Raw genomic sequence first — 21009 nt, 5'->3', positions numbered from 1 at the left:
TTAATTCTGGTAGACCACGAGAGATAAAACATGAGGTCTCAAAAATGGCATTTTTGGGACTCCATTTCCGGAATTATGTGAATAATACTTGCTGCTGAGGTTTATCTTCAGCTTTATTCCATTATTCAGGATATTTTCATCAGAAGGGATTCCGTAAGTCTTCGTCATTAATGTCTGAAGAAGCTAAGGAAGAAACATCAGTGTCAAAAATGGCATTTTTGGAGGTCTATTTTTAGAAGTCTTCTGCAGGGAATATCATAGTAAGAATTCACTAAAGTTTAGGTGCAGCAAATCCTTCAGAAGTAATCTTTCGGAATAATAAAAAAAGAAAAAAGGCTATCTTAAAAAAACTTCACACGTCATTTTTAACACCAGAACATCATTATTTAAATGATTCCGTGTCAAAACCGCTGAAATAAATTCAGGGTGACGGGAAAAGAGCTTTTAAGACAGCCTCTGTAAGTGGATACTTTGAGGAATAGTACTAATTTACTGTTCCTGTAGTATTTTTGTCAAAAGTTCTTACTACTTAAGATAATTTGGCCTTGATCTGGTCTTTATTATCTCTCACAAGGGTGTAGGCATAATATCCGGCTCCTGCAACAGCTCCCCATTTAAGGAGACTACCTGTCCACTGAAGTCCTTTTTTGGCAGCCCAAAGTTTTACTACTTTTTCACCTGCATCTTTTGCATTTTTCTTCAAGTCCATTTTTGTTGGTTTTTAAGGTTCTTTTTCAAGATCGTGAAGTAATGGGTTATCTTGCGTTAAAGGCTTTCCAAATAACACTTTTTTAACCCTTAAGCCTTTCCTGTGGGCTTAATCATTAATTCGTTAACATTTACGCTGTTAGGCTGTGACACTGCATACAACACAGCATCGGCAATGTTTTGAGGTTCCAGTTTGGGTTCGTTGCCAGAATAGTCTTTTTCTTCCAGTAATTCCTTGTCGGTAATATCATCCCTTAGGTTAGTGGCAACAGTTCCGGGTTCAATAGAGGTAACGCGGATGTTAAACTCGGGAGAGAGTTCCATTCTCATGGCACGGGAGAGGGCAATGACTGCTGCTTTTGAAGCGCCGTAAACCGCACCGCCTTTAAATACCTCTATACCGTCTACAGAAGCAATATTTATAATGTGCCCGTTCATTTGGTTCTTCATGGCCGGTAACACCGCATTGATGCAACGCAAAGTCCCTTTTACGTTCACTTCAATGGTCTCAAGCCACTCTTCGAGATGTTGATTTTTGAGGTAAGTAAGCGGCATTACGCCGGCACAGTTCACAAGAATGTGCACTTCCCCAAATTCGTCCCAGATATCTTTAAAAGCACCTTCTACACTTTCAGAATCTGTGACATCCATTCGCACCACCAGGCTCTTATTTTTTAATTCGTCCTGGAGGTCGTTTAATTTTTGAATATTTCGGCTGGCCAATGCCACTTTACATCCGGCCCCAGAAAGGGCTTTTGCAATTGCTCTTCCAATTCCGCTGCTGGCTCCGGTCACTATGGCCACCTTGTCCTGTAATTCCATCTTTCAGTTTTTCTTTAAAAGATAAGATTTGTGCTGAAGGTGTAGGGGGTGAATAACAGGAATTTAACGTCTCTGTCTAATATTTCTGAAGGAAGGGGTTTTATAATGTATGCTTCGGGAATACTTCAGAAGGAGTCAGGAAACACAGAAGATTAAGATGAGAAAATAGCTTTTCCGAAGGAGATTTATTGCTGCCGACTCAGGTACATATTCATAAAGAGATTATGTGCCATATTCCTGGCTCTGTTCTTCGCAATGTTGGCTCTGTCGCCTTCAAAAAGTTCATCAAGGGTTTCATACCACATGTTGAGCCATTCGCCGAAATGTGCCTGTTCAATAGAATGATCAAAATCCCGGTCTACTTCTTTGTGTGCCCGCATGGGGTTACCACGAAATTTGCTCACCATAAACAGGTTGGTTTCCCAGAAATCGGTAAGCTTCTCAAGGTGGGCCGGCCAGTCATTAATAGTGTCATTAAAGAAGTGGCCAATCTTTTTGTTGGCGCGTACTTTGGTATAAAATGTAGAAACCAGGAGAAAGACATCCTCCCGGTTTTGTATATCGTTTTTCATAAGAAAATCTGCTTTCTAATAGCGCATAAACACGTTGATTATTAGCAGGATCGTGCTTAGCAGAAGGCTGAAAATTAAGGTATTAAAAACAAACTTAGGCTTTAACTGGGCTAAAACTGTTACCATATATGTCATACACACTGCAACAACCAGGAATAACTGGAACATTTGAATAAAATCATGCCCGTTCATTAAGATCACCATAGCCGCTGCAGCACCCAAACAGGTTGAAAGGATGATGGCTACTGCCGAATATCCTACATAAAGGTCTTCAAAATCTTTGTAAAGTGTGTTGTAAAGTTTCATAGCATAGTCGTTTTTAATTATGCTGTAAAATTAAGAGGATAGCGAAGGAGAGAATATGATTGGGATCATAAAACAGGACATTTATGTCTCAGGTCCAAATCATAAGAAGCTGATAATGAACTTTTACCGGTACACTTTTCGCTTTTTTATTTGAAGTTCGCCTTTCTTTTCAAGAGATTTGGTGGCACGTATTACTGTCTCCACGCGCAGCCCAGTAAGATCGGCGAGTTGTTGCCTAGTAAGGTTAAGCCGGTATGTGAACTTTCCATCTACCTTATCTACCTGCTTTAGGTAATCTATGATACGAAGAATCCTGTGCTCGGGTTCCTGGCTCGATATTTCTGAAACCATGATGGCTTTGTAGTAAAGCCTTTTTGCAAGGGTTTCGGTGATCTTGAGGTGGACTTTTGGGTTTGACGAAAGCAGTTCTAAAAATTGTTCTTTTGAAAGCTGAAAAACTTCGGCATCTGAAATGGCTTCGGCATTTGCCGGATATTTCACGTTTGCCAGCAATGGCGGTTCCCCAAAACTCTGCCCGATAGAAAAAATACCCTGGATGAACTCTTTACCATCTTCGTTGTAATTGTTCATCTTGATCTCTCCTGAAGCTACCTGGTAGAAGTTGAGAGCCGATTCTCCTTCCCGAAACAATTGATCTCCTTTAGAAAAAGGCACCCTCTTGGCGCCGTAATTAAGCAACAGGTTTTCGTCTATCATAGATCTACTGGTGGGAATTTATAAGCTCAACCAGGTTAGCTTTTGGTACCACGCCCGACTGTCGCCATAATTGTTCTCCTTTTTTAAACAGGATAAGTGTGGGCACGCCGCGCACCTGGAATTTTTCGGCCAGCGCCTGATTTCTGTCTACATCTATCTTCACAATTTTAACCTTGTCTCCAAGATCGGCTTTGGCTTCTTTCAAAATAGGAGCCAATGTTTTGCAGGGGCCGCACCAGTCGGCAAAAAAATCTACAAGAACGGGCTTGTCATCCTGGATGATCTCGCTGAATTTACTTTTCATATTTTTCTTTTTTAAGCTCTTTAAAGGTACTCAAAAATGGCATTTTTGGAAAGTATTTTCAGGTCTACCTTATTCCGCAGAGCCTTTTATGAGCTTCCTCTTCCAGGGCTGCCCTATGGTTGGGGTGAGCGATAGAGATGAGGGCTTTGGCTCTTTGTTTCAGGTTTTTTCCGTAGAGATTTACTACACCATACTCGGTAGCAATGTAGTGTACGTGAGCCCTGGTGGTGGTAACGCCTGCACCTTCTTTTAAATTAGGAACTATCTTGGAGATACCTTTTAAAGTGGTTGAAGGCATGGCAATAATTGCTTTGCCACCTTCAGAAAGGGAAGCGCCGCGAATAAAATCCATTTGTCCGCCTACGCCCGAATACTGGTAGGTGCCAATGGTATCGGCGCAAACCTGCCCGGTAAGGTCTATTTCTATTGCGCTGTTAATGGCTGTCACCTTCGGATTTCTTCTAATAATCGCCGTATCGTTGGTGTAGGCTGCTTCCTTAAAATGGATCACGGGATTGTCATCTATGAAGTCGTATAATTTTGAGGAGCCAAGGGCAAAGCAGGTAACGATCTTTCCGGTTTTTACCTCTTTTTCTTCCCCGGTGATGATGCCTTTTTCTATGAGTGGCAAAACCCCGTCAGAAAACATTTCAGTATGAATTCCAAGGCGTTTGTGGTTCATGAGGTTGTTGAGCACCACATTTGGAATGGCGCCAATTCCCATTTGAAGGGTGGCTCCATCTTCAATAAGTTCGGCTACGTTTTTTCCTATTTGCTTCTCAATTTCTGAAGCTTCAACAGGCATATGGGCATGTAAAGGTAAACTGGCCTCTACTGCGGCTGTGATCTGGCTTACATGAATAATCCCGTCACCATGGGTTCTTGGAACCTGCGGATTTATTTGCGCAATAACTGTTTTAGCGGTTTGTATAGCCGGAAGGGTAATATCTATTGAAAGGCCCAGCGAACAGAATCCGTGTTTATCGGGAGGGGAAACCTGAATAAAAGCTACATCAAGGGGTAAGATGTTCTTTCTAAATAACAGGTGGATCTCACTTAGAAAAATAGGAATATAAGCCCCGTATTCCGAATTTATCGCATTGCGAACATTACCGGCAGCAAAACAGCTGTTCAGAGAAAATGATTCCCTGTACGGCGGCTGTGTATAACGCGCAGGGCCTTCGGTATGTATGTGGAAGATCTCCACGTTCTTTAATTCTTTATGGCGCTCTACCAGGGCCTCAATAAGAATATTTGGTGTCATCGCCGCTCCCTGGAAAAATATCCTGTTACCCGATTTTACATAAGACACGGCCTGGGCAGCACTTACTAACTTCATATTGCTTATTTTTTTACCTGTAGATTAAATTGAATGTCGATTTCGTCTTTAACGACGATCATTCCAAACAGCTTTTTTGGAGCCTCAAGTCCGTAGTCTTTTATGTTGAGGTGCAGCTTTCCTTTAAATTCAGCTATTGCAGCATTTTTTATGGCTACAGGCAGCTCGTAAAATCTTTCTTTACCTGCTATGGTGATGCCAACTTTTGCTACTGCTTTTGTAGGGGAAGACATGCTCACCTCGTTTAACTCGAGAAGTATCCTGGGATGTTTATCTGTTTGCAGGAGGTCGTGGAAGTCGCGGTTAATACCTTTGCTTCCGCAGTCAAAGCCTTTGTTGTTAAGGATGAGAACAGCTCCTGTAAATTCTATTTTACTGCCATTTTGGGTGAAGGTGATATTTTGAGAATCTTCTAAATACGAGTTATCAAACTCACACTGGAATGCAGCAATATTAGAGTCCCCAATGATAGTGAGCTCACTGCTGGGGAGCACTGTGATGTATCTTTTCTGAAAATCCTGTGCGCGTGTTACCGCACTACAGAAAAGTACCAATAAGACAAACGCAATTTTTTTCATTTTTTTAAAGTTAAAAAAAATGGGGGAATTTAATTCCCCCATTTTCTGGCTAGTTCAAACGAATCTTTTATTCTTAGAAGCTAATTACCGCTTCAATGTTAAAGCCGTTGAATTGTCCGTCGTTGTGAATATCACCTGTAGGGTAGTCATTGTAATCCTGGTTAACATACTCAACTTTAGTAAGGATGTTTTTGGTCATAAACCATCCACCTCCAATGTTGAAGCGGTTAACGGTTACATCTTCTCCAGATTTAAGTTCACCATTTACAGTATTGTAACGTCCACCTACGTAGAAGTTCTCGTTGTTACCAAATCTGTAGATAAGTTCACCTGCATATTGGTTCCAGCTTCTTTCGTCAGTTTCAGAAGCGTATTTACCGCTAGCTCTTTCATAGATTCCGAAGAATTCAAGTCCACCTGCTTTGATGAAAGGGTTGATCATGAAAGAGGTCAATTCATTTTTAAGGTCTGGGTTAATTCTACCAGATCTAAAGCCATCTCCAGGGTTGTTTGCATCTGGGCCAGACATTACGTTGTAGTATCTTGAACCTGCACGGTCACCACTGTATAAATAAGCACTTTTAGTTTGGTTTGTGTGGTAAACCGATCCTGTTAATCTAAATCTGAAATCTTCAGAGATTTGGTTGTCATAACCAATTTTTGCAAGAAGAGAAGGGCTTGTGTGACCTTCACTAGAAGTAGACTGGTTTAATTTACCGTTGGTAAATCCAACCATACCTAACCATGGTCCGTTGAAGTAGTAGATCTCACCACCTACCTCAGTAGTAAAGCTGTCCATTAGGTAGTTTCCTACGAATGGGTTGTAAAGAGCCATTGCGTTGTCAGTTCTTCTGAAGTGAGCATCACCATAGTTGTTCTCCATGTGACCAAACCTGATCCTTAAGTGCTCCATAAGACCAGAAGCTAACCCTTCACTGATGAAGTCAAGGTTATCTACTTGTAGGTATCCTCCTTTTACGTAAGTATCAGGGTGGTTTTGAGAAGAAAGGTAAGTGTTAAGGTGTACTCTAACTCCTTTTGCAAGCAAAATGTCAAAAGTCATGTTTGCAGTAGCAAGGTTAAAGTCTTTTCCAAGTTCATATAATTCAGGAGCGCCTGAAGCATTTTCCTGTTCTAATGCCTGGAATTGAAGTGCAAAAGCACCACCAAGTCTTACCTGTACTCCTTCGAATTCACCGTAGTTGTTGTCTTTTGTAGGCTCAAATGTGCTTATACCGCGTTGATCTGGATATCTAAAGTTAGGTAGACTTCTGTCCCAAAGGGTAGTGTTTTCATTGTCTTCTACAACAAGAACATCTACATCTTGTGCCTGTGCCTGAAAGCCCATGGCCATCAAGAGAGCAATACCGGAATATTTAATTAGATTTTTCATTTTTGATACATTAAAAAAGTTGATAGTTGAATTTTAATATTTGTTGTTGAATTAGGGTTATTTAGTAAAAACGGTCTGGAATTTAATGTTCACTTCATCTCCAGTGGTGATAGTTCCAAACATGGCTGTAGGGGGATCCACTTTGAAATCGGTCATTTTTATCTTTTTGTCTCCGCTAAGAGTGATTTTATCACCGGCAACTTTAGCATCGAAGATCAATTCTACATTCTTCTTGGTTCCTGCAATGGTAAGTACACCATTAGTAGTTACTTTGCATGAGGTTTTTGAAGTGCAATCAAGGTTTTTAACGCTTGATAATTCGTAGGTAATTCTTCTGTGTTTATCAGTGTCAAGAGCCTTATAGGTGTTTTTGTCCATTCCTCCTTTTCCACTCTTCAGGCTTTCGGCAACTACTGCAAACTGTAATTGATCAAGTTTCACTAGTTGTCCGTCTTCCATTTGAACCTTTATACTTCCCTGGAGTTCTTTTGCACTTAACTCCCAATCATGTATGTTTGAGGTTCCTTCCACTTTTAAACTGGAGGCTCCGCTATTTACATTAAAGGTTTGTCCTACCATTGTATTGGCAGAAAAGACCATTACCAGAAAGCTTCCAATTACTAACCAAAGGTTCTTTTTTGTGTTCATGATTTTTGTTTTTAATTATGGTACAAAGATGGCACAGATATGAGCGGTAGAGTATGACGTGGGTCAGCTTTCAGCAAGATTCTTATAATGCCTGATTCTAAATTTTTATATTCTCCTTCACTTTTGCCTAATTACCTTTTAATGAGCTGGTTAATCTTGAGCATAAGTCAGGCACTCGTCTAAAAGCTGATAATGCTCATATATTCACCGATAAAATGTGCCCCCAAAGTTCCAAAAGATGCCATGTGTTGGCAAGGGATTAAGAAATTTTAACCAGAATTTTAGGAATTTGGAATCAAAACAGGGATGAATATGTCCTATTTATTAAAAAATGGATTGCCACGAAAGAATAGAAAATAACAAATTCTTAACAGATTTTAGTGGCAGCTGGCTGCAGCATTGACCACAGCTGTTTGTGGCGCAGGAGATAAATAAGGAATGCCAAGCCCCATACCTCTAATAATAAATAGTACGCCCATGAGAACTACAAAAACCGGAATGAGTTTTTGCACCTTCTTTCTCATCCCTCCTCCCAAAAGTCCACCAAAGTATACTGCTGTTGTCATTAGCGGGATGGTGCCAAGCCCAAACAGCAGCATATAAAGGCTTCCTGTAAGCATCTCACCGCCAGCCAGTGCAGCAAAGACAGCCACGTAAACCAGGCCGCAGGGTAGAAGACCATTAAGAAACCCAATGGTGAAAAAAGTATCGGGTGTTCTTTTTTTAAGAGCGATACCCAATGAAGATTTGATCCTGCCTACAAACCGGAACAACGGCTGGGAGAAATTTACCTTTTTTAATATACCCGACGGAAGAAGGATAGCCAGGATCATAAGCACGCCTATACCAATAGACAGTTGCTGCTGCATTCCAAAAAGGTCAAAACTCTTGCCCAGTAACCCAAACACCAGTCCTATAAGAGCATAGGACAGCAGACGCCCAAAGTGGTAAAGAAAAATCTGGAGTAGCTTGAGGATCTTATTGTCGCGAGACAGCGGAAGCATAAAAGCAATAGGCCCACACATCCCAATACAATGGAAACTACCAAGAATACCCAGTATAAAGGCAGAGTAGAGCATTAATATAGAATATCCTCTTTAAAATAGAATTTTTCACCCTTGTATTCCCAGTCAATAATGATGTTCCAGCGGCCGTCTATAAAGCGACTATCAGGTACGAGCAATTGATGTGAGGACAATGAAAGAGGAATTTCAGAGTCCAGCTGCTTGTTTGACGGCCGGTACAGGAACACATTTCCTTTTATGGATGCAAACTCAAGTTCCTGGGGAAAGTTTATCACAAGACCTTCCGAAGTTTGTTCGAGCTGTATATTTTCTGAGAGCAGGCTGGCATTTTTTGTCTTATCCAACTGTTCCTGGAATGTGAGTTCATTTTTGTAGTATTCTTCTACAACCAAATCATGGCTGTAAGCTTTATCAGTGATCATAGTAATCACAAAAAACATTATAAACGCTATAAAACTAAATATAGCCAGTACCAGTGATGTGCCCCAGGATATTTTCATGATCTTAATTTGTTATTGCCAGTGAGACATCGTCTCTCTGTGGTTCTATTATTTTTTACCTGTTTAATGATTTTTATTTAAATCAGGTAACTCTGTTTTTTCTTCTGTTAAGTGAGCAATGGTTTCTTTTTTCATTGCTGCCCCCGTTATAATGCCCTTGTATACGCTTCAAAAATGGCATTTTTGACAGGTATTTTTTTCAGGTCTTTTTCTTCGGAAGCATTTATTGCCACTTCAATTTTAAAGTATCAGTTTTATTGATTCCGTATTTACCTGAAGCTTCTTGGCCCCATAAAATTGGTGCTGGTGGTTTCTATCAATTTCTCCCCGCTGTAAACCCCTATTTCCACCTTATTTTTTTCATCTTTTAAAAGAGCCTTCGGGATCTCTATAAACAAGGTTCCCTGTGCAAGTCCGTTTTCAGGAACTATAATCCTTTCATGGGTTACAGATTCAATACTTCCCCTGTGTGACATCAGTTTAAAATGTACATCTTCAAAACTGCCTGTAGTTTTATTGATAAGTTTAAAGGTGTAAACATTACTGATAATATTATTATCGTGAGTCTCGTACAATTGTCCCGGCAATCTTAAAACTGTGGCTTCAACATCTGTCCTTAAGAACAACATGCCCGAGAGAATCCCTACCAATACAAACAGAATGGCAGCATAACCTTTCATCCTGGGGTTAAACCTGAATTTTTCCTCTTTCTCAATATTCTCTTCAGAATAAAAACCTATCAATCCTCTTGGAAGGTCTACTTTATCCATCATGGCATCACAGGCATCAATACAGGCGGTACAGTTGATGCATTCCAGCTGTGTGCCATTTCTTATATCTATTCCCGTAGGGCAAACATGTACACATTGGGAACAGTCAATACAATCACCCTTTCCCAGCTGGGCCCGATCTTCATTTTTTCTGAATTTTGACCGACCTTTAGAACGTTCCCCTCTTTTATGATCGTAAGCAACAACTACAGATTTCTTATCTAGCAGTACACTCTGTAATCTTCCATAAGGGCACGCAATGGTGCACACCTGTTCTCTAAACCATGAAAAGATAAAGTAGAAAACCCCGGTGAAGATCAAAAGAGCTATAAAGGTGCTCAGGTTCTGGAATGGCCCTTCTGTAATATATCTAAGCAGCCTTTCGCTTCCCACGAGGTATGCCAGGAAAACATTGGCAATGCCAAATGATATGAGGAAGAACAGGAACCATTTAAAGCCTTTCTTTCTTATTTTATCTGCATTCCATTCCTGCTTATCCAGCCTCATCTGGGCACCGCGGTCTCCTTCTATCCAGTACTCGATTTTTCGGAATACCATTTCCATGAATATCGTCTGGGGGCAAATCCAGCCGCAAAAGATCCTCCCAAATGCCGAAGTAAAAAGCGTGATGAACAATACTGCAATGATCATTGCAGTAACCCCAAGATAAAAATCCTGGGGCCAGAATGGCTGCCCAAAAATGAAAAATTCCCTTTCCAGCACATTGAACATCATGAACTGGTGGCCATTTATATGTATAAATGGCGAAGCAATAAGAAAAAGGAGCAGGAACCAGGTTAAGTGTGTACGGTACTTATAGAATCTCCCTTCAGGTTTCTTGGGGTAAACCCAGGAGCGCTTACCTTCGGCATTCATTGTGCCTATTCTGTCCCTAAAGTTATTTTCTTCTCTTTCCACTTCCTGCTTCCTTTTCTTAATTCAATTTTATTCTGTCCAGATATCTCCTTCAGCGTCTTTTGGATTTGCTGGAGAAGTTCCCTGGAGGCTAAGTACATAACTTGCTACCTGTTGGATCTCTGCCGGTTTGAGTGAAGATTTCCACGCAATCATTCCTTTACCTGCACGTCCACCTTCACTAACTGTGTGGAAGACGTTTTTGATACCTCCGCCAAGAATCCAGTGTTCGTCGGTAAGGTTAGGTCCTATTCCACCACCTCCGTCGGGAGCGTGGCAGGCCATACAGTTGGTTTGGTAAATTGTCTCGCCCTTTTTTAATTCGGCAGCTTCGGTTAGGAGAACCACGTTTTCGGCATTAACAAGATCGGGGGCTGTCTTTTTGTATTCTTCAACCTGAATTTTAGCAGCCAGCATTTCCTTTTCAAATTCGGCTACCTGGTTTTCTCCATCCCACAGGTGGTAATATGCGAGATAACCTGCAGCAAAAACTATAGAGGCGTAAAAGGAGTAGAGCCACCATGGCGGGAGCTTATTGTCCAGTTCTTTAATTCCGTCGTAGTTGTGGTCCAGCTCCAGCTCCTTTTCTTCAGAAATTGGGCGTGTACCGGCAAGTTTACGGTAGATCCTTTTTAAGTCATACTTTTTGATTCGCTCCTGTTGAGCTCTCATGTATCGCTCTTTAGCTTCAGGGGTAAGCGCCTGAAACATGACATTTTCAATTGCATTAAGAATGGCTTCCGCAGCAATAAGGAATAACAGGATAACCACCAGCACGGCCGATAGCAGTGGAAATTCAATAAAAGCATAATTATCACCTGAGTCTATAAAGTATTCTAGAACTCCTACAATGAGGAGAAAGAAAACGGGGATTCTTATCCAGGCTGGGATGGATTGTCTCATAGGTTCTGGTCGTTATCTGTTTCTAATGGTATTTGTTCTACAGTATGGATGTAGTCTTTTTTTGCGGTGAAGACCCACCAAAAAAGTGCTACAAAAAAGATGAAGAAAATAAGTAGGGAAATAATTGGATAGATCTCTATCCCTGCTATGCTCTCCATATGTCCTTTTATAAATTTTAACATGACAGTTAGTTTGTTGAAGTTGTTGAATTCACTACTTTAATATCTGTTCCCAATCGCTGTATATAGGCGATAAGGGCAACGATCTCTCTATCTTTCATCTCAATAAATTCCAGTCCGTTCTCTTCAGCATATTTTTTATCTGCCTCATATGTGGCAACAAAATCGGGATCGCTGTAAAGGTTTTGCTGAATGCTGGTAGCCTGCTCTTCCATATGAGCCTGGGCGTTTGCTATCTCGGCTTCGGTATAAGGAACTCCAAGTTGTACCATTGCTTCCATTTTAGCTTCGGTTTCAGAGCGGTTATGTTTGCTGGTGATCAACCATTTGTAACCGGGCATGATAGAACCAGATGAGGTACTTTGAGGGTCATACATGTGGTTAAAGTGCCAGTTATCTGAATACTTGCCTCCAACTCTCATAAGATCTGGGCCTGTACGTTTACTTCCCCATAAGAACGGGTGGTCATAAACATATTCCCCGGCCTTTGAGAATTCGCCGTAGCGTTCTACTTCACTCCTAAAAGGGCGAATCATTTGTGAGTGGCATGATACACAACCTTCTCTTATATAAATATCCCTTCCTTCAAGCTCTAGTGGCGTGTAAGGCTTAACACTGGTAATAGTGGGAATATTTGACTTTACAAGCAGGGTTGGTACAATTTGAATAATACCTCCTATAAGAATCGCGATAGTAGCTAAAACTGTAAGTTGCACCGGCTTGCGCTCCAACCAGGTGTGGAAGCCTTCTCCCACAAGTCTTCTATTGCTAATTTTTTGTAGTGGTGCTGCTTCAGCCAGCTCATCGGTTACTTCACTACCGCTTCTAATGGTTTTGTAAACATTGTACAACAGGATGAACATTCCGAAGATGTACATACTACCACCAATGGCCCTAAACCAGTACATAGGCATGATTTCGGTCACGGTTTCGAGGAAGTTTCCGTAGACAAGGGTGCCATCGGGGTTAAATTGTTTCCACATTGAAGCCTGTACAAAACCTGCAACATACATTGGCAGTGCGTAAAGGATAATACCCAAAGTACCTGTCCAGAAGTGGGCGTTGGCAAGCTTAATAGAGTGTAATTTGGTCTTGAACATTCTTGGAACCAGCCAGTACACCATACCAAAGGTTAAGAAGCCGTTCCATGCAAGAGCCCCCACGTGTACGTGTGCAATTACCCAGTCGCTAAAGTGAGCAATGGCATTTACGTTCTTAAGAGAGAGCATTGGGCCTTCAAAAGTGGCCATCCCATATCCGGTGATCGCTACTACCAAAAACTTTAAAACAGGGTCTGTCTTAACTTTGTCCCAGGCACCACGCAGGGTTAAAAGTCCGTTGATCATACCACCCCATGATGGCATCAACAGCATAACAGAAAAAGCAACACCAAGGTTTTGAGCCCAGTCGGGTAGTGATGAATATAATAAGTGATGTGGCCCGGCCCAGATGTAAATAAATATTAAGGACCAGAAGTGGATTATAGATAATTTATAGGAGTACACCGGGCGGTTTGCAGCTTTGGGTACAAAGTAGTACATGAGCCCAAGGAATGGTGTAGTAAGGAAAAATGCAACCGCATTGTGACCGTACCACCATTGTACCAGTGCATCCTGTACTCCTGCATATACCGAGTAGCTTTTAAACAGGCCAACAGGAATTGCAAGGCTGTTGAAAATATGAAGTACTGCTACGGTAACAAAGGTTGCGATGTAGAACCAGATGGCTACATATAAATGCCTTTGTCTTCTCTTGAAGATCGTGGCAATAAGGTTCCATCCAAAAACAACCCATACAACAGCAATAGCAATGTCAAAAGGCCATTCCAGTTCGGCGTATTCCTTAGAACTTGTAAAGCCCAGGGGCAATGTAATGGCAGCGCCAACAATGATTAATTGCCAGCCCCAAAAGTTGATACTGCTTAAGATGTCACTATACATCCGGGCTTTGAGCAGCCGCTGGGTAGAGTAGTATACCCCGGCAAAAATAGCGTTCCCCACAAATGCGAAGATCACCGCGTTGGTGTGCAGTGGGCGCAGGCGTCCAAAACTCAACCAGGAGATGCCATCGGTTAAATTGGGGAAAAGGAATAAAAAGGCCAAAAGAAGCCCGACTGACATTCCTATGACGCCCCAAAAAAGGGTAGCATAAAGGAACTTTTTTACGATTTTGTTGTCGTAGTAGAACTGTTGCAATTCCATTCTTTTAATTGTCTTGATTAATTTTACTCGATTTTGTTGATTTCTCTTTTACAAGCTCATCCTCAAAAAGAATACGCACCGATGGGGTATAATCATCGTCAAACTGGCCGTTACGCACAGCCACTATAAAAACAACGAAAAACAATACCGCCACAATAATGCTTATTGTAAGGAGTAAATAGATGACGCTCATACCTATTTATATATCAGGCAAAACTACAGGCATTGTTGGCTTGTAAATATGATTTCGGTCAGGTTTCATCAGAAATATATTTGTAAAAAATTCAGGCATATATGATTAGGCTCATATAAAAGAGAGAGCTTAAATCGGACATTTGTATCTGAAATTAATATTAAACACATCTGATCATGAAAAATTTCAAACATTCAAAAAAGAAACTTGTATACGTTTTCTTTCTTGCAGCCCTTGTAGTAGGGGTGTTCACTTCCTGCGATAAAGCAGTTGCAGCTAAAGAAAACCCAGAACTAATGAAAGTATATGGAGAGAGCGAAGCCGAAATGACTGCTCCTCCAATGGTGCCAAGACCTGTTGGAAAAAGAGCTGCTACCAAACTCATAGTTAATATGGAAGTAGTAGAAAAAGAAATGGAGATGAGCGACGGAGTAAGTTATGTGTACTGGACTTTTGACGGTACAGTTCCCGGAAGCTTTATTCGTACCCGCGTTGGAGATGAAGTTGAATTCCACTTAAAAAACCACCCCGACAGTAAATTGCCACACAACATAGATCTACACGCAGTAACAGGACCTGGTGGTGGTGCCGAATCTTCTTTCGTAGCTCCAGGCCACGAAGCTGTATTTACTTTTAAAACCATGAATCCTGGTTTATATGTATACCACTGTGCTACTGCTCCTGTTGGGATGCACATCGCTAATGGTATGTACGGTCTTATTCTTGTTGAACCAGAAGGTGGTCTTGAGCCGGTTGATAAAGAATATTACGTTATGCAGGGTGATTTCTACACCGAAGGTGAGAATGGCGAAAGAGGTTTACAGGCTTTCAGCATGCAGAAAGCAGTTGATGAAGATGCAGATTATGTAGTATTCAATGGTAAAGTTGGTGGTCTTACAGGTGACAACGCCTTAACTGCAAAAGTTGGTGAAACCGTACGTCTCTTTGTAGGTAACGGTGGCCCTAACCTGGTATCTTCCTTCCACGTGATTGGAGAGATCTTCGACAAAGTTTATGTTGAAGGTGGATCTTTGATCAACGAGAATATTCAAACTACTCTTATCCCTGCCGGTGGTGCCGCTATTGTAGAATTCAAAGTTGAGGTACCCGGAAACCTTGTATTGGTTGATCACTCTATATTTCGTGCTTTCAACAAAGGAGCCCTGGGTATCCTTAAAGTTGAAGGAGAAGAGAATAAAAAAGTCTATGGTGGTAAAATCGAAGAGAAAGTTTACAACCCCGGAGTTTCTGCTGCCGAAGTTACCGAAGAAGAAACTGAAGATGCACCTGTAGCCAATACTTCTTTAGCCGAAAAAATGGAAAGGGGAAAACAAATCTACACCCAAAACTGCCTTGCCTGCCACCAGGCTACCGGTAACGGGATCCCAAATGCTTTCCCTCCCCTTGCAGGTTCAGATTATCTTAATGCCGATGTTCATCGTGCCATTGAAGTAGTGAAGTTTGGTCTTACCGGTGAAATTGAAGTGAATGGCAATGTGTATAATAGTGCAATGCCAAAGCAAAACATTTCAGATGAGGATGTTGCAAATGTGCTGACTTATGTTTATAATAACTGGGGCAACAACAAAACTGAAGTGACTGCCGAGATGGTGAAGAAAGCGAAGTAATTAGCAGCTAACTATAAAATTTAAAGAAATGAAAACCTTAACCAGATTGGCAATATGCATCGCGATAATGATCCAGGGCCATGCCTATAGCCAGTCTGGTTCAATGGTCGAAATCCGCGGGGGAGAGTTTATTCCTCTCTACGGAACAAAAACCGAAGTTCCTGTTGGCGATTTCCTGATGGATGTCTATCCCGTGACCAATGCCGAATTCTTAGAGTTTGTAGAGCAAAATCCGCGTTGGAGGAAGTCTCAGGTAAAACAACTGTTTGCCGATGAGAACTACCTGCGCAGCTGGAAAAATGATTTGGCTTTTGGCAGTGAAGACCTGCCCAATTCCCCGGTGACAAATGTCTCCTGGTTTGCCGCAAAGAATTATTGCGAGTGCCAGGGCAAAAGGTTGCCTACAGTAGATGAGTGGGAATATGTGGCCATGGCAAACGAGACCAGCCCCGATGCCCGTTCCGAGAAATCTTATAACCAATACATCTTAAGCTGGTATGAAACGCCCACCACTTTTAAAAATACAGTTGGCAATACCTTTAAGAACTATTGGGGAGTGTATGATCTTCACGGCCTGGTTTGGGAATGGACTTCCGATTTTAATTCGGTGATGATTGGAGGGGAATCCCGGCAAGACAGCACAGGTGATAATAACCTCTTTTGCGGGGCGGCTGCAGTTGGCGCCACAGATCTTATGAACTATGCAGCCTTTATGCGCTATGCCTTCCGCGGAAGCGTAAAAGCAAGATATGCTGTAAAGAACCTCGGCTTTAGATGCGTCCGGGATATTGAAAAAACAAATTTATGATCATGAAAAAAATAGCTTTTATAATGCTTTCTATGGTTCTTTTAGCAGCTTGTAACGATGGCCAGAAGAAGGAAGCAAAGGTTGAAGAAGTCGCAGTGAACAATACAGAGATAAAAGGGGAACTGCCCGAATTGTCTATCTATAATCTTCCTGCTACGTGGACTACCCAAAACTATGAGGACATTCAGCTTGAAGATCTTCGCGGCAATGTGCTGGTCATGGTAATGATCTATACTTCCTGCAAAGCTGCCTGCCCGAGATTGATCGCCGATATGCGCAACATCGAAAAGCAGGTGCCCGAAGAGTATCTTGACAAGACCAAATTCATCATGGTGAGTATTGATCCTGAAACCGATACGCCCGATCGGCTTAATGCCTTTGCCAAAGAAAATGAAATGGAAGACGACCACTGGCTTTTTCTTCGCGGTACGCTAGAAGATACCCGTGAGTTTGCGACCGTGCTGGCCGTGAGCTATAAAAAGATCTCGCCAATAGATTTTTCACACTCCAACATCATCAGCGTTTTTGACGAAGAAGGGGTGCTGGTTCACCAACAGGAAGGCCTTGGGGTAGACAATACCGAAACCGTAGAAGCTATTAAAACTGAAGTTTCAAATTAAGTAAGATCAGATCAGATAGTCGGGGCTGTCTGAGAAAAGTACTGTACCGTTAACCTGAAATTCATTTCGGGTTCTCCAGAAATTCTGAAGTAAAATCCAGACTGGCGGTGCTCTCTTCTCTCAGGCAGTCCTTTTTTTAATCCTCATCTCCATTTGGTAAAGATCAAAACCCGGCGCCCAAAAGTCCTTCTCAAAATGCCTTTTTTGGAACCCCATGTTTTCATAGAATTTTTCGGCCTGCCCGGTAGTCCTCACAACAATTTTTTCAATGCCAGGTAGTTTTTTGATTTGCTCAATGCGGTAGAGCGTCAACTTTTTCCCAATTCCCAAACCCTGAAATTCCGGGTGCACCAAATCCCATGAGATCCTTGCCGCCCGGCCTTTATCAAAACCGGTATTAAAACCTCCTGCAGCCACAATGCCGCCGGGGCCGTTTACAACAAAATAATTTTCAGCCTCATTTTCCAGGTATTCTCGCAAATCTTTTTCTTCGGAAGGGTGAAAGCTTTTGGGAGTATTTAATCGCAGCAGCTTTAAAATTTCTTCTTTTTCATCATTTCTGAAGGCTCTTATGCTGAAAAGTTCTTCCCGGGAGATCGCGTAATGTATTTCATGATCTTCTTCTCCGGTCCTTCTGAAGTTTAACCGCTCCAGGAGTTTAATGGCGGAATTATTCCCGTTAGAAGTCACAGCAAATATCTTTTTAAGGCCTTTCTTAAACCCCACAGCTATTGCCAGTCGCATTGCCCGGCTCATAAAGCCTTTGCCCCTGTACTTCTCGAGCAGGATGCAACCAAGCTCTCCCGAATCATTTTTGAAGCCACGGTAATAGCCGCAGGTGCCTGCAATCTTTCCCGTGCTCTTTTCTTCTATACCCCAGTGAATGCTGTTTCCAGAAATATAATCCTGCTCGATATTTTTCAGCATCATGGCAGCTTCAGCTTCATTTGTAGCCTTTTTTCCGTCGTAGTAGGAAATACTCACCAGCACCGGAACATCTTCGGGTCTAATTTTCCGAAGCAGGATATCTTCAGAAGCAATTTCAGGAAACTCTGAATAAGGGGGTGGAATCATAACTCTTGAAAGTAAGTGGAAATCATTAAACTTTTCTTCTTAACCTGATAGCACATGGAGCTCAAAATATCCATACTTAAAAATAGAGAGGTGTCAAAAATGGCATTTTTGGATCCCCGTATTTTTCGATCTCATTTTATTACAAGAGATCTTGAGTTAAGGGAAACCAGTTCTTCAGAAACTAAATATAATAAGATTACCGGGAAAGGTTTTTTTTTCTGCTGTGTCAAAAAGGGCGTTTGGGAGGGTGCTTTAAAGCAACAAGAAGCAAGTAGGGGTTTGCTTTCTCGTCGCTTTCCCGCCATGAGGCAGGAAAACAAATAATCACCTTCCTAAAGTATAAGTTTTTGGCTCTAAATCCCAACTTTTTTTCAGAAAAAAACAGGTTCAGAATATTTTGCCACAGCAAGGCTACTGAGGGCTAAATTTTACGGCCAATTATGTTGGTGCATATTGTGGTGAAGGCAATGATACTTATAGAACTAAACGGCATCAAAATAGCAGCAATGATGGGAGATAACTGTCCTGTCACTGCAAAATACAGCCCTACCACATTGTAGAGAAAAGATAAAACCATGCTCACTTTGATGACGCTCATGGCCTTTTTAGATGCCGTGATGAATTTTGGCAGACTTTCAAAGCTGCTGGCGTCTAAAATGGCATCGCAGGCGGGAGAGAAGACGTTTACGTTTTCAGAAATGGCAATTCCCACTTCACTTTTAGCCAGGGCCCCTGCATCATTGAGTCCGTCGCCTACCATAATGGTCTTTTTTCCCTCTTTTTGAAGAGAAGCAATATAATCGAGCTTGTCTTCCGGTTTCTGGTTAAAGAGCATCTGGGTACTGGCAGGTAAAAGTTCTGTAAGCCTTGATTTTTCTCCTTCATTATCACCAGAGAGAATGGAGAGGTGGTATTGTGGTGCCAGTTGAGTAAAAAGCTCCTGCACTCCTTCACGATATTCGTTGAAAAAGACATACCGGCCCTTATATTCATTATTTGCACTAATATGTACCGAGGTGTTGAGGGAGGTGCCGGCTGTTGTGCTTCCAACAAAATCTGCCGATCCCACTTTCATGGCCTGTTTGTGGTAAACAGACTCGATTCCCTTTCCGGTAATTTCACGGAATTCTTCAGGCGCAACGATATCATATTCGGCCAGCATATCGTAAAGGCTTCGGCTTAACGGGTGGTTTGAAGCGCGCAGGGTATTCTTCAGAAGAAATTCTTCTTCCGAAGTTAAAGTGACGCCTTCATAGCTAATGTTGCTTTTCTTGTTTGAAGTAATAGTTCCCGTTTTGTCAAAGATCAGGGTATCGGCTTTGGCAAGTTGCTCAATGACTCCGGCGTTTTTGAGGTAAAATTTCTTGTTCCCAAAAATGCGGAGCAGGTTGCCCAGGGTGAATGGTGTAGACATAGCCAGGGCGCAGGGGCAGGCAATAATGAGCACAGCCGTAAAGACGTTAATGGCTGTTGTCACGTCTATAAAAAGCCAGAATGCAGTGGCCGAAAAGGCGATTAACAGCAGTACCGAGGTAAAATATTTGCTGATGTGGTTGATGAAAGAGGTAAACGAATCTTCCTTTTTCACCTGGAAAACGTCGTTGCTCCACAACTTTGTAAGGTAACTTTGAGAAACCGATTTAAGGGCTTCCATCTCTATCATCCCCGAAACCTGTCGCCCACCGGCAAATAACTTATCTCCCGACTCCTTTTCTACGGCCTCCGATTCTCCCGTTACAAAACTGTAATCTATACGTGCTTTGCCGTTGATAAGAATCCCGTCTACGGGAATGAGCTCTTCATTTCTTATCAAAATGCGGTCGCCCTTCTCAATGTCATGAACGTGAATGCTTTCTTCTTTCCCATCAGGATTTATGCGGGTGATGCCGATAGGAAAATACGATTTGTAATCTCTCTCAAAAGAGAGGAAATTGTAAGTCTTCTGCTGAAAGAATTTTCCGAGGGTAAGGAAAAAAACGAGTCCGGTGAGGCTATCGAAGAATCCGGAGCCCCAGTCAAAAATGATTTCAAGCGTACTGCGCACAAACAGGACGAGCACGCCCAGGGCAAGAGGTACATCGATATTAAGGATGTTGGCCCGCAGACCTTTATAAGCCGATACAAAATAATCCTGTGCGGCATAAAAAACCACCGGCAGGGAAAAGGCAAACATGAGCCATCTAAAAAGGCCTTTATACTGGTCTAGCCAGTATTCATTAACTTCAAAATATTCGGGAAAAGAGAGGAACATGACGTTCCCAAAAGCAAAACCGGCAACCCCGAGTTTATAGATTATGCTGCGGTTTATCTTTTTCTTTCCGGTTTCACTGTCATCAAGACTTATGTAGGGTTCATAGCCAATGCTGCTAAGAAACAGGACGAGGTCTTTTAAGGTGAGTTTTTCAGAATTATAGGTAATGCGCAGGCTCTTTTTAGGAAAATCAACTTGTGAGGCAGTGATCCCGGACTTCAGTTTGCTCAGGTTTTCAAGGATCCAGATGCAGGAACTACAGTGAATATGTGGGATGTACAGCGAAATAACCTGCACGTTGCCATCATTGAATTCCAGGAGTTTGTCAACGATCTTTTCATTGCTCAAAAAGTCGTATTTCCCCTCGAGTTTGGCAGGCGCGGCGCCGGGAGCCGTCTCCATTTCATAATAGGAAGTAAGGCCGTTCTCTGAGAAGATCTCATAAACAGTTTTGCAGCCATTGCAGCAAAAAGACTTATCATCAAAGCTGATGCATGACTTAATCGTATCACCGCAGTGATAGCAAGAAAGTTCTTCCATAAAAATTGCTCGTTT

The 21009-nt window shown here is 41.9% G+C and carries 23 protein-coding genes; 3 read left to right on the top strand and 20 right to left on the bottom strand.

The window, feature by feature from the left end; all coding sequences use genetic code 11:
• The 18 genes from OQ279_RS01365 to ccoS all read right to left on the bottom strand — a co-directional run bounded on the left by OQ279_RS01365 (position 1) and on the right by ccoS (position 14073).
• The gene (locus tag OQ279_RS01365; RefSeq protein WP_266067965.1) at positions 1-168 is read right to left on the bottom strand and encodes a hypothetical protein; all 168 of its coding nucleotides are present in this window, start codon (positions 166-168) and stop codon (positions 1-3) included.
• Between the two features lie 361 nt (positions 169-529).
• Positions 530-709, bottom strand: coding sequence for a hypothetical protein (locus tag OQ279_RS01360; RefSeq protein WP_266067964.1), 180 nt, complete (start codon positions 707-709; stop codon positions 530-532).
• Positions 710-798: 89 nt separating this feature from the next.
• A complete protein-coding gene (locus OQ279_RS01355; RefSeq protein ID WP_266067963.1) occupies positions 799-1530 on the bottom strand; it encodes an SDR family oxidoreductase in 732 nt (243 codons plus the stop codon).
• Positions 1531-1715: 185 nt separating this feature from the next.
• Positions 1716-2102, bottom strand: coding sequence for a group III truncated hemoglobin (locus OQ279_RS01350; protein WP_266067962.1), 387 nt, complete (start codon positions 2100-2102; stop codon positions 1716-1718).
• Between the two features lie 15 nt (positions 2103-2117).
• Positions 2118-2408, bottom strand: coding sequence for a hypothetical protein (locus tag OQ279_RS01345; protein WP_266067961.1), 291 nt, complete (start codon positions 2406-2408; stop codon positions 2118-2120).
• 123 nt (positions 2409-2531) lie between these two features.
• The gene (locus OQ279_RS01340; protein ID WP_266067960.1) at positions 2532-3125 is read right to left on the bottom strand and encodes a Crp/Fnr family transcriptional regulator; all 594 of its coding nucleotides are present in this window, start codon (positions 3123-3125) and stop codon (positions 2532-2534) included.
• A gap of 4 nt (positions 3126-3129) precedes the next feature.
• Complete coding sequence (trxA, locus tag OQ279_RS01335; RefSeq protein ID WP_266067959.1) at positions 3130-3429, bottom strand: thioredoxin; 300 nt, start codon at positions 3427-3429, stop codon at positions 3130-3132.
• Between the two features lie 64 nt (positions 3430-3493).
• Positions 3494-4768, bottom strand: a complete 1275-nt coding sequence (locus OQ279_RS01330) for an acetyl-CoA hydrolase/transferase family protein (protein ID WP_266067958.1) — start codon at positions 4766-4768, stop codon at positions 3494-3496.
• Positions 4769-4773: 5 nt separating this feature from the next.
• The gene (locus OQ279_RS01325) at positions 4774-5346 is read right to left on the bottom strand and encodes a YceI family protein (RefSeq protein ID WP_266067957.1); all 573 of its coding nucleotides are present in this window, start codon (positions 5344-5346) and stop codon (positions 4774-4776) included.
• A 73-nt stretch (positions 5347-5419) separates the two neighbouring features.
• Positions 5420-6739, bottom strand: a complete 1320-nt coding sequence (locus tag OQ279_RS01320; protein WP_266067956.1) for a hypothetical protein — start codon at positions 6737-6739, stop codon at positions 5420-5422.
• A gap of 57 nt (positions 6740-6796) precedes the next feature.
• A complete protein-coding gene (locus OQ279_RS01315) occupies positions 6797-7387 on the bottom strand; it encodes a YceI family protein (protein ID WP_266067955.1) in 591 nt (196 codons plus the stop codon).
• 377 nt (positions 7388-7764) lie between these two features.
• Positions 7765-8466 carry a sulfite exporter TauE/SafE family protein gene (locus OQ279_RS01310; RefSeq protein WP_266067954.1) on the bottom strand — a complete coding sequence of 234 codons (702 nt, stop codon included), beginning with the start codon at positions 8464-8466 and terminating at the stop codon, positions 7765-7767.
• A complete protein-coding gene (locus tag OQ279_RS01305; protein ID WP_266067953.1) occupies positions 8466-8912 on the bottom strand; it encodes a FixH family protein in 447 nt (148 codons plus the stop codon). Before OQ279_RS01305 ends, OQ279_RS01310 begins: the two co-directional genes overlap by 1 nt.
• Positions 8913-9181: 269 nt before the next feature.
• Positions 9182-10558 (bottom strand): cytochrome c oxidase accessory protein CcoG, encoded by a 1377-nt coding sequence (ccoG, locus tag OQ279_RS01300; RefSeq protein WP_274704420.1) that lies wholly within the window; start codon positions 10556-10558, stop codon positions 9182-9184.
• 69 nt (positions 10559-10627) lie between these two features.
• On the bottom strand, positions 10628-11500 hold the full coding sequence (locus OQ279_RS01295) for a cbb3-type cytochrome c oxidase N-terminal domain-containing protein (protein ID WP_266067951.1): 873 nt from the start codon (positions 11498-11500) through the stop codon (positions 10628-10630).
• Entirely contained in the window at positions 11497-11682 is a 186-nt protein-coding gene (locus OQ279_RS01290; RefSeq protein ID WP_265162426.1) for a CcoQ/FixQ family Cbb3-type cytochrome c oxidase assembly chaperone, read from the bottom strand. Before OQ279_RS01290 ends, OQ279_RS01295 begins: the two co-directional genes overlap by 4 nt.
• 5 nt (positions 11683-11687) lie before the next feature.
• Positions 11688-13880, bottom strand: a complete 2193-nt coding sequence (gene ccoN, locus OQ279_RS01285; RefSeq protein WP_266067950.1) for a cytochrome-c oxidase, cbb3-type subunit I — start codon at positions 13878-13880, stop codon at positions 11688-11690.
• A gap of 4 nt (positions 13881-13884) precedes the next feature.
• Positions 13885-14073 (bottom strand): cbb3-type cytochrome oxidase assembly protein CcoS, encoded by a 189-nt coding sequence (ccoS, locus tag OQ279_RS01280; protein ID WP_265162428.1) that lies wholly within the window; start codon positions 14071-14073, stop codon positions 13885-13887.
• 176 nt (positions 14074-14249) lie between these two features.
• Between ccoS and nirK the strand changes: the two genes are divergently transcribed.
• From nirK to OQ279_RS01265, 3 genes are read left to right on the top strand one after another with little or no spacing between them, the layout of a single operon-like run.
• Positions 14250-15701, top strand: a complete 1452-nt coding sequence (nirK, locus tag OQ279_RS01275) for a copper-containing nitrite reductase (RefSeq protein WP_266067949.1) — start codon at positions 14250-14252, stop codon at positions 15699-15701.
• 28 nt (positions 15702-15729) lie between these two features.
• Positions 15730-16509 (top strand): formylglycine-generating enzyme family protein, encoded by a 780-nt coding sequence (locus tag OQ279_RS01270; RefSeq protein WP_266067948.1) that lies wholly within the window; start codon positions 15730-15732, stop codon positions 16507-16509.
• A 2-nt stretch (positions 16510-16511) separates the two neighbouring features.
• Positions 16512-17129: an SCO family protein gene (locus OQ279_RS01265; protein WP_266067947.1), complete on the top strand. Its 618-nt coding sequence runs from the start codon at positions 16512-16514 to the stop codon at positions 17127-17129.
• 120 nt (positions 17130-17249) lie between these two features.
• Here the strand turns inward: OQ279_RS01265 and OQ279_RS01260 are convergent, their stop codons facing one another.
• Complete coding sequence (locus OQ279_RS01260; protein ID WP_266067946.1) at positions 17250-18203, bottom strand: GNAT family N-acetyltransferase; 954 nt, start codon at positions 18201-18203, stop codon at positions 17250-17252.
• A 421-nt stretch (positions 18204-18624) separates the two neighbouring features.
• Positions 18625-20994 carry a heavy metal translocating P-type ATPase gene (locus OQ279_RS01255; protein ID WP_266067945.1) on the bottom strand — a complete coding sequence of 790 codons (2370 nt, stop codon included), beginning with the start codon at positions 20992-20994 and terminating at the stop codon, positions 18625-18627.
• Positions 20995-21009 lie beyond the last annotated feature (15 nt).

The sequence above is a fragment of the Salinimicrobium profundisediminis genome (genome assembly GCF_026241755.1).
Taxonomy (GTDB): Bacteria; Bacteroidota; Bacteroidia; order Flavobacteriales; family Flavobacteriaceae; genus Salinimicrobium; species Salinimicrobium profundisediminis.
This window is presented reverse-complemented; position numbering and strand designations above follow the sequence as displayed.

Excerpts from the sequence above, each read along its gene's own strand:
- OQ279_RS01290 (WP_265162426.1), bottom strand. The coding sequence starts at position 11,682 with ATGTTAAAATTTATAAAAGGACATATGGAGAGCATAGCAGGGATAGAG.
- OQ279_RS01255 (WP_266067945.1), bottom strand. The coding sequence starts at position 20,994 with ATGGAAGAACTTTCTTGCTATCACTGCGGTGATACGATTAAGTCATGC.
- OQ279_RS01260 (WP_266067946.1), bottom strand. The coding sequence starts at position 18,203 with ATGATTCCACCCCCTTATTCAGAGTTTCCTGAAATTGCTTCTGAAGAT.
- trxA (WP_266067959.1), bottom strand. The coding sequence starts at position 3,429 with ATGAAAAGTAAATTCAGCGAGATCATCCAGGATGACAAGCCCGTTCTT.
- ccoG (WP_274704420.1), bottom strand. The coding sequence starts at position 10,558 with ATGAATGCCGAAGGTAAGCGCTCCTGGGTTTACCCCAAGAAACCTGAA.
- OQ279_RS01365 (WP_266067965.1), bottom strand. The coding sequence starts at position 168 with ATGACGAAGACTTACGGAATCCCTTCTGATGAAAATATCCTGAATAAT.
- ccoS (WP_265162428.1), bottom strand. The coding sequence starts at position 14,073 with ATGAGCGTCATCTATTTACTCCTTACAATAAGCATTATTGTGGCGGTA.
- OQ279_RS01265 (WP_266067947.1), top strand. The coding sequence starts at position 16,512 with ATGAAAAAAATAGCTTTTATAATGCTTTCTATGGTTCTTTTAGCAGCT.
- OQ279_RS01310 (WP_266067954.1), bottom strand. The coding sequence starts at position 8,466 with ATGCTCTACTCTGCCTTTATACTGGGTATTCTTGGTAGTTTCCATTGT.
- OQ279_RS01350 (WP_266067962.1), bottom strand. The coding sequence starts at position 2,102 with ATGAAAAACGATATACAAAACCGGGAGGATGTCTTTCTCCTGGTTTCT.
- OQ279_RS01360 (WP_266067964.1), bottom strand. The coding sequence starts at position 709 with ATGGACTTGAAGAAAAATGCAAAAGATGCAGGTGAAAAAGTAGTAAAA.
- OQ279_RS01315 (WP_266067955.1), bottom strand. The coding sequence starts at position 7,387 with ATGAACACAAAAAAGAACCTTTGGTTAGTAATTGGAAGCTTTCTGGTA.
- nirK (WP_266067949.1), top strand. The coding sequence starts at position 14,250 with ATGAAAAATTTCAAACATTCAAAAAAGAAACTTGTATACGTTTTCTTT.
- OQ279_RS01325 (WP_266067957.1), bottom strand. The coding sequence starts at position 5,346 with ATGAAAAAAATTGCGTTTGTCTTATTGGTACTTTTCTGTAGTGCGGTA.
- OQ279_RS01340 (WP_266067960.1), bottom strand. The coding sequence starts at position 3,125 with ATGATAGACGAAAACCTGTTGCTTAATTACGGCGCCAAGAGGGTGCCT.
- OQ279_RS01355 (WP_266067963.1), bottom strand. The coding sequence starts at position 1,530 with ATGGAATTACAGGACAAGGTGGCCATAGTGACCGGAGCCAGCAGCGGA.
- OQ279_RS01270 (WP_266067948.1), top strand. The coding sequence starts at position 15,730 with ATGAAAACCTTAACCAGATTGGCAATATGCATCGCGATAATGATCCAG.
- OQ279_RS01345 (WP_266067961.1), bottom strand. The coding sequence starts at position 2,408 with ATGAAACTTTACAACACACTTTACAAAGATTTTGAAGACCTTTATGTA.
- OQ279_RS01295 (WP_266067951.1), bottom strand. The coding sequence starts at position 11,500 with ATGAGACAATCCATCCCAGCCTGGATAAGAATCCCCGTTTTCTTTCTC.
- OQ279_RS01320 (WP_266067956.1), bottom strand. The coding sequence starts at position 6,739 with ATGAAAAATCTAATTAAATATTCCGGTATTGCTCTCTTGATGGCCATG.
- OQ279_RS01305 (WP_266067953.1), bottom strand. The coding sequence starts at position 8,912 with ATGAAAATATCCTGGGGCACATCACTGGTACTGGCTATATTTAGTTTT.
- OQ279_RS01330 (WP_266067958.1), bottom strand. The coding sequence starts at position 4,768 with ATGAAGTTAGTAAGTGCTGCCCAGGCCGTGTCTTATGTAAAATCGGGT.
- ccoN (WP_266067950.1), bottom strand. The coding sequence starts at position 13,880 with ATGGAATTGCAACAGTTCTACTACGACAACAAAATCGTAAAAAAGTTC.